Origin of the sequence: Variovorax sp. PBL-E5 (genome assembly GCF_901827185.1) — a bacterium.
Lineage (GTDB): Bacteria > Pseudomonadota > Gammaproteobacteria > Burkholderiales > Burkholderiaceae_C > Variovorax.
The window spans coordinates 405,627-419,788 of the sequence record NZ_LR594672.1; the positions used below are offsets into that span (position 1 = coordinate 405,627).

Annotated in this window: 19 protein-coding genes; 7 read left to right on the top strand and 12 right to left on the bottom strand. The window is 62.5% G+C overall.

The window, feature by feature from the left end:
* Positions 1-119 precede the first annotated feature (119 nt).
* Complete coding sequence (locus WDLP6_RS29720; protein ID WP_068674180.1) at positions 120-509, top strand: hypothetical protein; 390 nt, start codon at positions 120-122, stop codon at positions 507-509.
* 79 nt (positions 510-588) lie between these two features.
* Here the strand turns inward: WDLP6_RS29720 and WDLP6_RS29725 are convergent, their stop codons facing one another.
* The gene (locus WDLP6_RS29725; protein ID WP_162570895.1) at positions 589-894 is read right to left on the bottom strand and encodes a hypothetical protein; all 306 of its coding nucleotides are present in this window, start codon (positions 892-894) and stop codon (positions 589-591) included.
* A gap of 75 nt (positions 895-969) precedes the next feature.
* Positions 970-1,521 (bottom strand): hypothetical protein, encoded by a 552-nt coding sequence (locus WDLP6_RS29730; RefSeq protein ID WP_162570896.1) that lies wholly within the window; start codon positions 1,519-1,521, stop codon positions 970-972.
* 390 nt (positions 1,522-1,911) lie between these two features.
* Between WDLP6_RS29730 and WDLP6_RS29735 the strand changes: the two genes are divergently transcribed.
* Complete coding sequence (locus tag WDLP6_RS29735; RefSeq protein WP_162577725.1) at positions 1,912-2,310, top strand: hypothetical protein; 399 nt, start codon at positions 1,912-1,914, stop codon at positions 2,308-2,310.
* Between the two features lie 239 nt (positions 2,311-2,549).
* Here WDLP6_RS29735 and WDLP6_RS29740 read toward each other — a convergent pair whose 3' ends face one another.
* Together WDLP6_RS29740 and WDLP6_RS29745 are read right to left on the bottom strand one after the other, a co-directional pair.
* Positions 2,550-2,933 (bottom strand): hypothetical protein, encoded by a 384-nt coding sequence (locus tag WDLP6_RS29740; RefSeq protein WP_162570898.1) that lies wholly within the window; start codon positions 2,931-2,933, stop codon positions 2,550-2,552.
* Between the two features lie 162 nt (positions 2,934-3,095).
* A complete protein-coding gene (locus WDLP6_RS29745; protein ID WP_068674170.1) occupies positions 3,096-3,308 on the bottom strand; it encodes a hypothetical protein in 213 nt (70 codons plus the stop codon).
* A gap of 150 nt (positions 3,309-3,458) precedes the next feature.
* Here WDLP6_RS29745 and WDLP6_RS29750 point away from each other — a divergent pair, with 150 nt between their 5' ends.
* Together WDLP6_RS29750 and WDLP6_RS29755 are read left to right on the top strand one after the other, a co-directional pair.
* A complete protein-coding gene (locus WDLP6_RS29750; protein WP_232076901.1) occupies positions 3,459-4,181 on the top strand; it encodes an alpha/beta fold hydrolase in 723 nt (240 codons plus the stop codon).
* Positions 4,182-4,471: 290 nt separating this feature from the next.
* Positions 4,472-5,320 (top strand): hypothetical protein, encoded by an 849-nt coding sequence (locus tag WDLP6_RS29755; protein WP_162570899.1) that lies wholly within the window; start codon positions 4,472-4,474, stop codon positions 5,318-5,320.
* A gap of 113 nt (positions 5,321-5,433) precedes the next feature.
* Here WDLP6_RS29755 and WDLP6_RS29760 read toward each other — a convergent pair whose 3' ends face one another.
* Both WDLP6_RS29760 and WDLP6_RS29765 read right to left on the bottom strand, forming a co-directional pair.
* The gene (locus tag WDLP6_RS29760; protein ID WP_162570900.1) at positions 5,434-5,766 is read right to left on the bottom strand and encodes a DUF4148 domain-containing protein; all 333 of its coding nucleotides are present in this window, start codon (positions 5,764-5,766) and stop codon (positions 5,434-5,436) included.
* A 283-nt stretch (positions 5,767-6,049) separates the two neighbouring features.
* Complete coding sequence (locus tag WDLP6_RS29765; RefSeq protein WP_162570901.1) at positions 6,050-6,421, bottom strand: hypothetical protein; 372 nt, start codon at positions 6,419-6,421, stop codon at positions 6,050-6,052.
* A 100-nt stretch (positions 6,422-6,521) separates the two neighbouring features.
* Between WDLP6_RS29765 and WDLP6_RS29770 the strand changes: the two genes are divergently transcribed.
* Entirely contained in the window at positions 6,522-6,725 is a 204-nt protein-coding gene (locus WDLP6_RS29770) for a hypothetical protein (RefSeq protein WP_068674159.1), read from the top strand.
* A 98-nt stretch (positions 6,726-6,823) separates the two neighbouring features.
* On the opposite strand, the gene WDLP6_RS29775 is transcribed toward WDLP6_RS29770, so the two are convergent.
* The 5 genes from WDLP6_RS29775 to WDLP6_RS29795 form a co-directional block, all read right to left on the bottom strand.
* On the bottom strand, positions 6,824-7,696 hold the full coding sequence (locus WDLP6_RS29775; RefSeq protein ID WP_162570902.1) for a hypothetical protein: 873 nt from the start codon (positions 7,694-7,696) through the stop codon (positions 6,824-6,826).
* A 205-nt stretch (positions 7,697-7,901) separates the two neighbouring features.
* Entirely contained in the window at positions 7,902-8,516 is a 615-nt protein-coding gene (locus WDLP6_RS29780; protein WP_068674155.1) for a hypothetical protein, read from the bottom strand.
* Positions 8,517-8,715: 199 nt separating this feature from the next.
* Positions 8,716-9,210, bottom strand: coding sequence for a hypothetical protein (locus WDLP6_RS29785; RefSeq protein WP_162570903.1), 495 nt, complete (start codon positions 9,208-9,210; stop codon positions 8,716-8,718).
* A gap of 52 nt (positions 9,211-9,262) precedes the next feature.
* Complete coding sequence (locus WDLP6_RS29790) at positions 9,263-9,850, bottom strand: hypothetical protein (RefSeq protein WP_146039547.1); 588 nt, start codon at positions 9,848-9,850, stop codon at positions 9,263-9,265.
* 190 nt (positions 9,851-10,040) lie between these two features.
* A complete protein-coding gene (locus WDLP6_RS29795) occupies positions 10,041-10,685 on the bottom strand; it encodes a hypothetical protein (protein ID WP_162570904.1) in 645 nt (214 codons plus the stop codon).
* A 93-nt stretch (positions 10,686-10,778) separates the two neighbouring features.
* Here WDLP6_RS29795 and WDLP6_RS29800 point away from each other — a divergent pair, with 93 nt between their 5' ends.
* Both WDLP6_RS29800 and WDLP6_RS29805 read left to right on the top strand, forming a co-directional pair.
* A complete protein-coding gene (locus WDLP6_RS29800; protein ID WP_162570905.1) occupies positions 10,779-11,231 on the top strand; it encodes a hypothetical protein in 453 nt (150 codons plus the stop codon).
* A gap of 115 nt (positions 11,232-11,346) precedes the next feature.
* On the top strand, positions 11,347-12,210 hold the full coding sequence (locus tag WDLP6_RS29805) for a hypothetical protein (RefSeq protein WP_162570906.1): 864 nt from the start codon (positions 11,347-11,349) through the stop codon (positions 12,208-12,210).
* A 320-nt stretch (positions 12,211-12,530) separates the two neighbouring features.
* On the opposite strand, the gene WDLP6_RS29810 is transcribed toward WDLP6_RS29805, so the two are convergent.
* Complete coding sequence (locus WDLP6_RS29810) at positions 12,531-13,979, bottom strand: hypothetical protein (protein ID WP_162570907.1); 1,449 nt, start codon at positions 13,977-13,979, stop codon at positions 12,531-12,533.
* Between the last annotated feature and the right edge of the window lie 183 nt (positions 13,980-14,162).

Consider the following 14,162-nt stretch of genomic DNA (forward strand, 5'->3'; position numbering starts at 1 on the left):
ACTTGGGACTTCTGTCGTGCGCGGCACGCACAGGCATCGGGAATCACTGGTTTTTGCGTGATACAAGAGCATCTGGACATTTTTCCAAGCGCCGCCCTGCTTACAAGGACTTTGGACGTATGAAAAGAATGATGGCCTATCGGGCCGTGGCCGTCGCCGTGCTCGGTGCAGCGCTTTCGATATCCGCAACCGCAGAGGTCTTGGCTAGCGAGTACCAGGCGGCGATGCAATCGGCTCGCGACAAGCCAGCGATGCTGCTCTACATATCTGGTGTTGGAACCGGCTTTGGCTGGGCAAACGAGACAAACACCTACAACAAGGTGCGACCGCTGTACTGCCAGCCAGAGACGCTATCGATGAACGCACAGAATTTCACGCAAATTCTCGACGCGCGCTTGGCAAAGGTTACAGCGGAGAATCGCGCAATCGGCAAATCCACGGATATGACGAAATTGCACGCCGAGTTTGAGCTACTCCGCGGTCTTGAACAAACGTTTCCATGCCAATAGCGCAGTCCCGGCAGCCAGCGCAAAGAGAAGCCCCCAAAGAACAGGTTCTTTAGGGGCGAGAATCAGCTCGGGCTAAGGGCTAGAGCATGTCGTGCAGGCGGCGCGCGTCGCGCAGCTGACGGATGAGCTCGAGCACGACCTGCGGCTGTGCAGCGGCGATGTAAGCGACGTCGGCATCCCGGGTCGAGTACTGCGTCTCGTCCTCACCGAGCACCTCGATGTCGTAGCCGTGACGCGGGTTCTCGCGCGGTGCCGAGACAAAGCTCGGAAGTCCCGGGGAGCTGCGGACCTTCCAGGGCCCTTTGGTGGCAGCGTTGGCTAGGTTCTCGAGAGCTTCGAGGTCGAGTGGGGCGCCGGCGCCGCGGCAGGGGGTGGTATCAGGCATGGTGTTTCCTTCGTTAAGCGAGTGCTGCGCGGAGCAGCGGCCTGCCTTCTGTAGCAACCGGACCGGCCACGCCGCTTAACGCGCCTTCTGGAGAGGGATGGGCCGCCCGGCCTGGTCGAACCGCTTCGGGAACAGCACCTGCAGCTTGTAGCCAGGCTTCACGACCTGGAACCGGTCATCGAGCTCCAGGAAGAATTCCTTGACGTCACGGCGCGAGACGTGGCCATCCGTCGGACCGGCGAAGCACAGCTGCGCTGCCGACAAATCCGAGCCCGGGCGCCACATGATGCGAAAGGCGTCCAGAAGCATCTGCTTGGGAACAAGGAAGCAGTCGAAGCGCAGCACGCAACCGACGCGGGCCTGATGCGCGGCCTCGAGCCAGGCCGCTGCGGCGTCTCGATGAGCCGCCTCATCTCCGGCATCGTGCAGTCGTCGGGCCTCACGAAGTAGTTTTTCGAGCCCTTCAGGGCTGGTACCGGGCGCCCGCTCGTTCAAGGCTTCCACCTGGCTGCGCAGCTCCGCTTTAAGGGCAGCTGGCGCGATGCCGGCCGCATGGTAGCGGCGCACGAGCGCCTCGAGTTCCCGGGAGATTCGGCTTTGAGCTTCTTCGGATAGGGCGGGGGACACGGTTGTCTTTCGGAGGCTGAAACCCCGTGTAGCAACGGCCGTATAAAAGGTTGCGTCCAGCGTAACCAGGGGTCCGCTTGGTCGCAGCCTCGGCGGAGCTGTGTGGTTTTCTCGCCAGAACTACACGTGGCATTGCTCCGACTTTCCGAGGGGACCATGCCATACCTTGTCGACATTCATTGCTCCTATCAGCGCCGAGACCCCTGGGAGGGGTTCCGGACGGCACACGATTTCGCCCTGCTCGACGCCTTCCGAAAAGGCGCAACGCTGCATTTGGCGCTGCATGAATCCCCATGGCGCTGGTTTCTCCGGCCTGAGCAGGGGGATGAGGTCCTGGTGTGGAGCGGAGCACCTCAGGGCCCAAAGGGGCAGCCTGAACTCCGTCCCACCATGCCTCTACTGTTGAAGGAGCTCGCCCAGCCGGTGGCGGCATCGGAGGGAGAGCCGGTTGGTATCGAGCCCGGAGGCTGGCGCTTTGATGCTGAGGGATTTGCCCGGCGCGAGCGGGAGTGGTCGGAGGTGGTCGCCTGGCGCGAGGCGCGCAGGCAGAACCCCACGCTGTACAACCCTGAGCTCGGGCGCCTGAGTGCGGCCGCGTTGGCGACGCTGCGGCTGCTGAAGACTGGTCAGGTCGTGTACCCGTACCCCGAACTGGAAGCGCCGCTCCTGGAGCTGGATGCGCAGGGGCTGCTGAACATGCCCAGCGGCGCAGCGTTCAGCCTGGTTCCGCCGGCGCGCCGTCTGCAGGTGCCCCGCGGACCGACGCTCAAGCTCAACTTCGCGGGCTGACGCGACCGCGCCAAGAGATGGCGGGAGCCGCCGGCTTCGCGACCCCCAGGCCCTGGCTAGCAGCAGCCGTCTCCTCGGTGCCTATACGAGGAGAAAAACTTCCCTTCGAGCGCGCTGTTCAGTTGGCGCTGCGCCCAGGGCGAAAAGACCGTCCCGAGGCGGTCTTTTCTTATCCGTTCGGCCAGCACATGTGCGGTGATTGGTGGGGCGGGCCCGAGCCCGCGAGTAGGGAGCGGCCGCTAGCCGCTGGTCGAAAGTAACGCGCGCGCCTTGGCCAAGCGCGCCGGCAATTCGCGGTACCAGGGACTCTGCCGGACGTCAGCTTGCTCCAAAGAAGAAGTTTCTTGGTAGTACTGCTCAATCGCGCCTGCGTACCGCTCGCACATCTCGACCTCTTCTTTGTAGCGCTTGGCTTTGCGCAAGAGAATCGCCACCCGCTCGAAGTAGAACGGGGCGGCGACCACGCCATGGTCTGCCATGTTGCGCAGTTCAGCTTCGCAACATTGCAGCATCAGCGGGAGGTCCTGCGCACTGTCGCGTGCCAGGGTCCAGGTGGGTTTGCCGCCAACCGTGGCGGTGCTGGGTGCCCATGTCGTAGAAGGCTTGTCGGACGCCCGGCTCATCACACGGGCCTATCGCCGCCGCGGCAGCATGTTGGAAGCGCCAGAAGTTTCATGTCCGCATTTTCGCGCATGACGGTCACCGGAGCTGCCGCCAAGCTGGACCGTAGAGCACGGACGCGCCCCGAACGACTGTGGCGCCGGTCACCGGCGGTCAGCGACCCGCTACTTTTTGGGGGCCATCACGCCCATGGCCAGCTGTGTATTCAGGGAGGCTATTTGCTGCACAAGCCCCCATTGCCGCGTCATCAGCTCCAAAAACTCAGGGTTGGGCGGCATCGCCTTGGCCGAAAGCGCGAGCTGCGACATCGCTTGGGCGATGTCCTGCTGCTCCGCATAGATTTTCTTCGCGGCTTCCGAGTATTCGTCCAGCGTCATGCCATATCTCCTGGTCGTGGTGCGAAATCTTAGCGTTCCTGGGAGGCGAGGTCGAGCGCCACCGGAGCCGAGCGGGGGCACTCGCTACAGGAAGAAGACCTCTTGTTCAACCTCAGGCGCCAGCACCCGCAGGCGCATCCAAGGACTCCCATGACCCACACCCTCCAGTGCAGGTTCGCGCACACAGCGCTTGCCAAAGGTGCGACCACGCTTTCCGACACGCTTCTCGTCTTCCTGCCGGGCGCGTTCCTCCAGCCGGAGGAGTTCGAACGCCAAGGCATCATCGCTGCTGTCAAGGAGCGGAACCTCGCGGTCGATGCCCTCCTGGTGGACGCCAACGTCGCGTTCTACTACGACCAGAGCTTCGTCGAGAGGCTGCATCTGGACGTCATCCGGCCGCAGCGCGAGGCAGGCTACAAGTCCATCTGGCTCGTCGGTGTCTCCATCGGAGGCTTTGGCGCGCTGATTCATGAACTGGCCTACCCGGGCGCGGTCGACGGCATCGTCACGATTGCCCCGTACCTCGGCCGGCGCCCTATCGCCGCGGCAATCCAAGCCGCCGGTGGCCTGCGGAGCTGGCAAGTGCCCGAAGGGCCTCCGCCGGACCAGGAAGTCGACCGCAAGCTGTGGCCATTGCTCAAGCGCTACACCCAAGCAGACGCTTCCAGCGGCCTGCCTCCGGTGTATCTCGGCTACGGCTTGGACGACCGCTTTGCAAGCAACCATCGGGTGCTCGCGGACGCGCTGCCGGAAGGCCGTGTGTTCACGACACCAGGGGGCCATGCCTGGCCGCAATGGTCGCAGCTCTGGCGCGAGGTGCTCGAGGTGCTGCCCCTGCCCATGGCTGAAAAGGCTGCGGCCGCTACGGTTTAGGCCTTACTCTCAAGCTTGTCCTCATTTGATTGGCCCCCCGGAAACGGTGGGCCAATTTTTTGTATGCGGACAATCGGCGGAGTACGTGTCGCGGCGCTTAACGGGGAGCTACTGCCTTGCAACCGCCGAGTTCTCGGCTCAAAATTACTCGTTACACGCGTCGCAATCGACGGAGGTGTGCCATGGATTCATGCCGAAGCAGAGGGCCACTGGCGTGCACGCTCGTTTTGGCACTTCTGCCCCTCCCGTCTCTCGCAGACGTTGGTGGCCGTTCCGAGGCTGATGACACCGTGAAGCTCTACCGTGTTATCGAGCGCACGGCTATGCCGCAGGGGCCCATTCGCAGCTTCCCGTTTCATTCACAGTCCGTGTGCGAGTACGCGGGTCAACCTTTGCCCGGACCCAACCAAGCGCTTAGAGCGACCACGATAGCGGCGGTCGGGGATGACGAAGAGTACTTGTCCGTCGAAAGCTATGCGAAGTGCGCGCTGAAGGACCAACAGCCCTACTGCTTCTCCGTAATCCATCCGGGCGTTTGGACCTGGACCGAAGTTAGCATCTTGGACATCGCAGAGCGGCGCGAAGTGGTCCGCAGTGCCAGGTTTCCTGAGAATGTCTTCGAGCCTGTGCTAACCGCCCTGGAGGCATTAGTGCTCGAGAACATCGAGCGCCGCCTGCAGCAGCAACCAACGTTGCATACCGATGCGGGCCTGACAATACTGTATACGAGTGACGACCGCCGATTTGCGCGGAGGCAATGGCTGGCGCTCGAGAGGACTTTTGCTTTGCGCTGGGCGGGGTATCTAACTTCGCTTCCTCCCGGAGAGCAACGCGAGCTTCCTATCTATGCATTTCATTACGGCTGCCTAGCTGCGGGAGGTTCAGATTACCAGGTTACCTCGGACCCGCCGGGCGCAAGCATTCGCCTCATCAGTGACTTTGATTGGCAGGTCTGCAGGGCGCGGAACGCCGACCCTTGGAACCCTGACAAATGTGCAGGCTGGAGTATCCTCGTCCAGCCTTCCGCGCTATTGATAGGCACATACCGCTATCACGCCACTTGGCCCAGTGGAAAGGAGTCTCGGAACGTCTTCAAGGTGGAGTACATGAAGCACGAGGCCGGCATCACCCTTCGTTAGCTAATGCAGGGTGCTGGGTTGGCCTCTAAAAAAATCAGATGCAGAAGGGGCCGACCGGCGCGAGTGCGCGGGTCGGCCCCTGGCTGCTGCGGTGCGAGCTATGCCGCTGCCGATTACTTCGACGCGATGTTCGTATGGTTGAAGGTCGAGACGACCTTACTGTTCACACGCGAGCTGGGCTTCACGTTCTGGTCCGGAGCGTGAGCGGCGGCCACGGCCTGGGCGCGCACGGCTTCCTTGCTGGCAACCGATGCGACGGTCAGCACGCCGCGGCCGGGCTCGGCAGCCAGGTCGATGGACTTGGCTTCAACGACGGCTTCGATGTTCACTTCAGCGCGGTTCTTGCTCGAGGCGGACACATGCACGCCGTCGTAGGTTTCGGCGTGGGCGCCCAGCGAAAGACCGAAGGCGGCGATAGCGGCGAGGGCGAGGAGAGACTTCTTCATGAGGGATTCCGGTAGGTGGATAGGCTTTAGGAAAGGTCCGTTTGTATAGGTCTGCAAATCTTATAGGTACTTACCCGGAGATTTAGTAGCCCTATAATCGAAACAGTGCGTCTCCGTGGCAGCTACAATGCACCTGACGGCGCCGTTGCCTACGGGTTTTTCCATTATAACACAACCGCTCTCTGTGGGTCTATAGAGCAACCGGAGAGGTTGCGTTATAGGTTGATTGCCACCAAGGAAAAGCGAGACCCGAGGGGTCTCGCTGAATGATGGCAGACGCCGGCTATGCGCGCTTTCTGACGTGTCCGGGTGCTGGTGCGAACTGGCGCTCCGCCCAGACGTTGAGCCTGAACAGGTCTTCCAGGGGCATGTCGCCGAAGTCGAGCGTTGAAAGGCCTCCGTTGGCGCAGTCGACAATCACGCCGCCCTGCACGAAGCCCATGAACTCCTTGACGACAAAGCCGCCGCGGAGGACGAATGTCTGGAAGCTGGGCAAGCCAGGCGAGCCTTTGCCGCGCGGAACCCAGGCCTTCACCGGCTTGCTGCGGCCGATGGGGCCTTCCCGGAACCCGGTCTCGATGAGGTGGGCGCGCAGCAGGCGGTTGAGGGAGGCCGAAAGCCGGCGACGTTCGTTGCGATATTCCGTTGGGGTCATGAAGAGCTCCTTTTGTATTTCCTGCTTTCGTATAGCTGGCGCACGTCGGGGCCCTAGGCATTGGCTACACGGAAGCAGGACCACACTGGAGAGACTTCAAATGAATATCCTGCGCGCGGAAGCCTACCTGGCCCGCTTTGCCAATTCGGAACGCCTGTCCGACATCTACGACGACGACGGCATGCTGCAGGCAGCGCTCGCCGTGCTGTTCCCAGGCTTCGAATACCCCGACTTCTCCCATCTCACGATGGCTGAGATTCGCAAACGCTATGCAGCCAACCCGCAGAATCTGCTGCCGACATAGCCTGCTTGCCTCATTCCAAGACCTCTCCGGAGGTCTTTTTCACGTCCGTGGGGACGAAAAAAGGCGCCAGCCGGTGAGGGCTGGCGCAGGGAATGACTTCAGTCGAAGATACAGGTGGGCGCAGGGCCCGAGCGAGTGTCCTTGAGGTTCACGGCGTGCTTTGAGGCCAGGAACATCCAACAATAGTGGTGACCGTCACGGCGCATCTCCTTGACGCCAATCTCCCGTGCGGCGGTGACCGCCTCTTCAGGGCCCTCGGCGAGATTCCAGGGTTCACCGAACCCCACGCCTCCGTGGATGAAGCGCCAAGCCCATGAGCTCTTGCGCTCGTACACCTGAGGGTCCGGACGGTATTCGGTGTGTTCCGGCAGCTCGAACTCCATGGAGAGCAAACCCCCGCCGGTTTTGGCCAGCGTCACCGTCTCGAAGGCCCCGCGTCCATCCGGGCGGCGAGGACCGCATCCCCAGACGACGAACTCATCGAAGCGGACCTGGAGCTCCCAGCCTCCGCAACCATCCTTCGGCGCTGGGCCGCGATAGACTTCTGCCAGCAGCTTGGGCATGACCATCGAATAGCGCTCGCCCGGGTACTTTGCCTGCAGCTCGAGGATTTGCGCAGATGAGAAGCGGCCGGCCTCGTCGACGTCCACCGTCGCGGTCTCGCCATCCGCCTTGAGCCATGCGCTCTGAGGGATGTGCCAGACAACGGCCATGTGCGCATCCTCGTCGACCCGCTCGACCTTGCCGGAGCCCATAACGCTGGACCAGCCCATTGCGGCACCTTTCGGCCCCGCCGGGTTGCACCAGTGAGGGTTCTGCTCCCGCATGGCCACCCAGAGTGCCTCCTCGAAGGCGGCCAAGTTGTCATCATCGTAGGGGATGTCCGTTTGCAGCAGCACGTCGGAGGACTGCTTCAGTGGGGGCCGAAAGCCCCAGTTTGTTCGTTCGAAGGTGGCGCGATACAGCGGCATGTTCTCTTTCGTTCAGGTTAGTGTCCTGAGGCGTCTAGAGACGTCACGCCGCCACGCTTGCGGATTTTTCCCCCACGCAGACCGGCGCAAGATGGTGGGTAAGGGCCTTTAGCGAAGTTGGCTGAGGCCGTGCCGCCGCCGCAGGGGCCCACGCGGCGGTACAGAGCTCGCCGTAGGCCCGGCCCAAGGCCATTTGGTTACTTGGCTACCTGTTCGGACTGGCGAGGAGCTTGTCTTTGGCGGCGTTGTACTGGTCGAGGGTGACGTGGCCATCGTCCTTTAGCTTGCTCCACTTGATGAGCTCGTCGGCGACAGAGTAGGACGGCGACAGCCCTCCCCCATGAACGATATTCACGTCGGCCTGCTTGGCAGCTGGCACGGCGGCCTTCGACTTCGAAGTGAAGATGCCGTTGGCCTCAATCCACCTCTCATGGCCTCGCATCGGATTCAGGAAGAGCACCTTTACGAGGGTGAAGTAGCCGAACGCTATAGACGCGGCGACCCCCCAGGCAAAGGCCGATTCAACGGCGTAGCTGCGGTCCCATTTGTCCAGATTGCCTTCCCATACCCTGAGCACATTTCCCGCCGCGAACAGCGCGCAGCCGGCGAACACGATAAACCAGTAGCCCCGGAAATTTCGAACCGCAGTCTCCATGTGAGAGAAGTCCGCGTTCTTTTTTAGCATCCAGACTCCGAAGGCGAGGAAGAGAACCGGGATGATGCCGACAAAAAACAAGCTAGGCACCAGCAGCAGACCGAAGATGAAAATCTTGCTCTGGTCCGAGCTCGTTAAAGGTTGGCTGTATGTTGAAGAGGACATTGGGCTCATTGATTGTGCCGAGGCATTGTAAGCATTTATTGCTAATGAGGTTGGCCTGGCTGGTACAAGTGCCGACCCTGCCTATAGATTTGTGCATTTCTCCCTCGGTACCGTCCGCCCTTTTACCCTTTCGGCTGGCGGTACCCAGGCAAGAAAAAGCCCGTCGCAAGGACGGGCTCGTGAAGTGACGGGAGGAGGCCTATTGACGGAGAAGCGGCTCCGCCCGGTCGATGTCGTCAGCTGAGATGTGCGGTATCGCAAGCACCAGCTCCTGAAGTTGGGCAAATCCTTCGTCCTCTGGGTCTTCGGGCCAACGCGTCGGGACGCTCAGAACTTCCTTGGATACGCCGGCCGCGGTGTCCACGGCGACGCTCCCACCGAGCTGAGCGACAACCGCCAGCGCCAGCGCAAGCCAACGTGCGTCGAACGGAAGCAGCATGCCGCGTTCCCCCTTCTTGCCGAACTCGAAGTGGTACGACGCCGCGAGGATGTCGCCGGTGCCAGTACGCAGCTCCACGTGTGCCATCCCGACGCAGTCCGGACGGACGCTGACGCGAAGGCTCGGCACGCGGGGGTAGCGCGCGCCCGCAGCTTCGCTGAGGTGAAAAGGCGAGCCTGCCGATATCGCGAATGCCGCCCCGATGGCATCGATACGCGCTTCGGGCGGGAATGTGACGGTGATGTTTGCAGCCATGGTTTCCTTTTGGTGTTTCCTGCCCCGTATAGCTTCGCCCCCGCACGACCCTTCAAGGGCCAAGCTGCGCTTCCGCCCGTGTGGCGAGGTCCTCAGCCATCGCAAACAGCACCATCTCGGCCCGCGCGAGAGCAAGCGGCCCCTTAAGCCCCGCAGCCGCATGTTGCAGCAGGGCAAGATAGGTCGGGAACACTTGGCTTTCCGCAAGCGGGCTCCACCCGCCTGCCAACCCGTGCTCCTTGAGCTGAGGGCCGGTCCGCTTGATGACGCCGTTTTGGCTGGCAAGAACCGGGAACGCCAAACCTCTTGCCGGGCCGGCGAGCACCTGGAGAGCGTTCAGCGAGACCGCCACCCGCGCGTCGAATATGGCGGCCGCTTCGGGGTCGGCGGCGGCTGCAACCTTGGACCACGATGCGATGCCCTTGAAGTCCGGCACCTTCCCTTTTGCGATGGTCTGGACGTACGCGGGAACGGTGCCTGGAAGGTTTCGCTTGATGCCGCCCCACACCCGCACGTAGTAGTCGCCGATGGCGTCATGCTGTCCCGGGTTGGCCTTCCATTCACGGGTCAGCTGGCTTTTCAGGTCAAGATTCCGCGTATACGCGTTGCTTCCGGCGACCCGAAGACCCAGGTGCTTCAACAGCGTGTCGTCTCGAAACTGCCACGTGTAAGTGACAGGTAGCCTCGGCTCCTCCTGTGCTACGTACTGGGACACGACGGATACGAGAGCGTGTGGAAGAGCTATCGAAGAGCGCATTGTGTAGAGGCTAGGGTTGTGAGCGGGACCGAAAGGGATACGCGGCTTGAATCTGGCGGCATGCGGGGCGATGCTACGCGGCGAGTGACGCGAGCCGCTTCGTTGCCCTCCGGAGGAGGCTCACCCGCTCGGTCGGCACTTCGGCCTTGGTGTCTCCAAGAGCGACGATTTCGAACGAGGATTTGCTGGCAAGCTTGCGCGTGAGCGCGTCCCGCGGTCCCAGGCCGCGGAATTCGCCGTGCGACAGTACGTGAACCTGCAACTGGCGCGAGATGGCCTTCACGACTTTCTGCAAGGCCGCGGCCAGCGCGGCCTGGTCGGGTGCGACTTTGCCGTGAACAATCAAGAGCTCGAGGGTGCCGGCCGCGCCGGCCTCACCCAGGATGAAAGCACGAAGAACCGACTCTTTGAACTTCGAGCGCAGCATCGCACGAAGGGGCTCGGCTGCAGCGAATGACTTCAGCGCGATGGTGCGCAGCTCTTGGTAAAACACGAACGAGACGTTGGCCGTGACTTGCTCGGCCTGGTCCTCCGCTGGCTTGCACTTCGTCAGCACGCCGCTGCTAAGCAAGTGGCCGAGCGTGCCCTCCAGCTCGTCGGTGTCGAGCTTGCAGGTCTTGGCGAGTTCAAGAGGGGAGAACTGTTGGCCCGGATGGGCGTAAAGGACGGTCAGGAGCTTCTGAACTCCAGGGGACAGCAGGAAATCGGCGGCGCTCATCAGAGGGGGCGGGGCTCAGAACAAAGGTCCGCATTATGAAGAACGCCCGGGCGCCCGTCGCTACACATTGGTTTGGACACCTTAGGAAATCGCATGACCAATCGGGACGCCCCCATCATCGTTGAGCTGGACAATGCCAGCGCGGCCGCCTCCGTCGCCTCCCGGTGCTTCCTGCCCCTGAAGGACCAGGCAGCACGGCTGGACACCCAAATCGTCGAACACGCTACGCAGGCCCTCGCGTCGCAGGAGCGCGGTGAAATCCGTGTTTTGGTCGTCGGCGACCTTCACGACTCAACGCACGTCGAGCGGATTCGACGGGCACTCGAGGCCAACTCCGTAGACGGGGCGCACATCTCCGTCCTTGCCGGCGCCCCGCGCACGCGCTGCCGCACCCTTGTGGTCGACGACGCCTTTCTGGTTCAACGCCAATTGGCAGAGGCCATCAAAGCCATCGAAGTGCCGCGCCTGGAACTCTACGCCCCCGAAGCCGAGAACAAGCCCTGGTACCGGCAGCACGCACAGCGCGGTCGCCGCCGCGCCTACTGAAACCATCTTCCCCGGTCCCTGAGCTTCGCAGTTCAGGGACTTTTCCTTTTAGCGCGCTGGGGGCAAGGAACCTTGCTGTACCTACAGGATGCAGGAAATTTAACAAGGATAGCCCGTGAAAATCAAGATTGAGTTCAACGAAGCGCAGGTACACCTGACGATTCCTCCCGTGGCGAAGTTCTCGCCATTGCACAACGCCTTGAACGGCGGCTACCCGGTCATGGTGCTGGAAGACCCCTGGCTCCTGATTTCGGAGACCGAGGCGACGACGTTCGAGATTCCGTTCACCAGCTGGCGCCACTTCCTGCGTGGCGTTCAGCATACTTTCGACTACTTCGCAAAGGTCGAGGCAAAGGAAGGCGAGCCGGACAAGCTGGTGTTCGAGGTCGCAGGCGTCGAGTACGACCGCCCCCGCTCCATTCCCCTCCGAGACGAATTCGTGCGCGATGTTGGGGGCTTCATGCTCTCCGACACACGGATGCATGTGAGCGACCCCTGCTACAAGAAAGCGTCTGACGGCACCTCCCTTGGTGCCGTGGATGGAGCCTGGAAGGCGCGCGTCGTGTTTCGAGACGGCTTCAACGGCTTCTGCTGTGCTGAAATCACCGTGATGCACGAAGACTTCGAGGCGCAGGCTGCCGACAAAGCGCTCTTTCATCAGTGCGCAGCCATCGGCGTCGACAGCGGACAGGTCGGATTCTTTGACGGAGCCCACTACCCTACGGCACCCGAAGAGTTCGCGTACGAGGACGGCACCTTTTACAGCCGCTGTACCGACGCGACGGAGTGCCTGGCGGATTCTTGGGAGCACAAGAACCCTTACCCCATGGGCCAGGTTCCTGGCGCCATCGGATTTGTCACGCGCACGTTCGACGGCGACGGCACTTACCCCCTGTCGGTCGTCACTGAGCCGCAACTCGGCAAGGTCGTCGCTGCGCGTGTGGTCTTTGCAGACCGCATGTCGAAGATGTTCGGCTGATAGCTGTCACAGCTGACCGCGCGACCTGATTGAACGCACCCCACTAGCTTCGGCTGGCGGGGTGCTTTTTCGTCCGGTCGCGGTGCTCGCGCTTGGCATTTGCGCCGCTCGCAGAAGTCCGGGAAGGGTTGCGCCTGCGGGCGTTTCCTTTCTTGGGCGTACGGTCGGCCTGGCAGCCGCCTCGCGCTAGAAAGGAAGTGCCTGGGCAGGCCGCCCGTACGCCCCTCAAGGGATGGACGAGGTCCGGAAGCATTCTGAGTGTGTACCCCGTCCCACGGCGGCTCAGGATGGACCTCTCGACGACCTCAGCTTCACGTGCATCAGTGCGCCGGCAGCGCCCTCTGGCTCACGGCGATTTCCGCGGCCACCCGGGTTGCCACGGCAGCGAATGTCTTGGCGAGGACGGGGAGAGGAGGGCGGTTCTCCCACTCAATCCACTCGCGCGCTTCAGGCTGCTCGGGGTCCACGGAGATGACGCCGCCTGTCTTGTGCTCAAGCGCTTTCCGTACCGCGGTCTCCGTACGGGTCCAGTCGTAGCAGAGCGCCGCCTCGACGAGCTGCACGCGCCGCGCACCTTGCCTGCCGGACAGCTGCTCGACGAGGCCCACCAGGTCCTTGGTCATCCCGACCTTGGCGACGTTGGGAGCCTCAGGGCGCACGACGAGGTAGATGAAGCGCGCCTTGTCCGCCGCCTCGGACCCCATTGTTTCCACCATGCGCTCCTTCTGAGCCTCCAGGAAAGGGAAGGTCTCCAGCAGTACGGAGAGGGCACTGATAGCGGGTGCCACCAGAGCGTCGTAGGCCGGCCGGTCGTCGCGGTGCACGTTCCTGGCCATCTCGAAGACTGAGCGCGCCTCTTCGCTGGTCCCAAAGGTTGCGGTGACCAAAGCGAGCTCCGGAGGTTTGGACAGCCCACGGGCGAGCTCGAGCTCACGCTTCGCCCGCAAGGAGAGCGCCCGAGCACCAATTTTCTGGTCCCTTGCCTTCGCACGGCAGGCCATCTCGCAGCACAGCTGAAAAAAGAGAGCCAGCTCCTCTCGCAGGAGCGGGTTCAAGAGGGTCTCCTTCAGGGTGACCAAGCGCCGCTGCTGGAGAACGCCCTCAGCGGTCGGGGTCCATTTCTCGAGCGCGGCCATCACACTGCCGGGCAGAGCGCCGGTGCGACCGGGCAGCCCCAGGAACCCCGCAAGCAGCCCTCGCGGCGCGCCGGTGACTGGAAGGCCGGGAAGACCGTAAGGGGCTACGCTGGCCGAGGCCAGAGCCGATTTGGGGATGCCCATCAGGCCCTTGAAGCCGCCCCGCCGCGCCCGGCCCTGCTGCGCCTCGAAGTCGGCCTCCGAATTGGCAACAGATTTGGCCAATGCGCGAAGCCCCGCGCGGAGCCAGTTGCGGGTTCGCTCAATGCCGTGGCTCGGGCCTGGGAGCAAGGACGAATCCACCCTGTTCGCCGCACTCCACCGGGGCAGCTCTGCTTTTGCGCGTGCCGCTCCCCCCGTGTACCAGACACACGCTTCCTCCTGACTGGTTCCGCGATGTTTGTCGTCATGGCCGTTGTGCATGAAGTACGGCGCGCCGTTCGCCCGCTTTGCAAGGACGACGCGACTCGAACAGCGGCCGCATTGCGGGTTGCGCTGTTCACTCTGAAGCGCATACAGCCCCAGCGCGCGCTGGTAGTCAGCGTGCTCCGATGCCGGCGCTTCCGGCGCAGGCTTGGTGAGCTCCTTCGCGGAGACTTCGAGCTCACCAAAAAAGACGTACTCGATGGTCATCGCTCATTTTCCTGTGTGTCCTTCAAGGCGCTAGCAAGTGGTTGCTAGACGGTTTGTCGGACTAGCTATCTGGCACTGACCCGCAGTGCCAGATTCACATCTGGCATGAGGGCTTTCTTAAACGTTTAGGAGAGTTTCTTTGAATATAGACCACGCACAAAGCGCGCTCGCGCGCCTCAACAT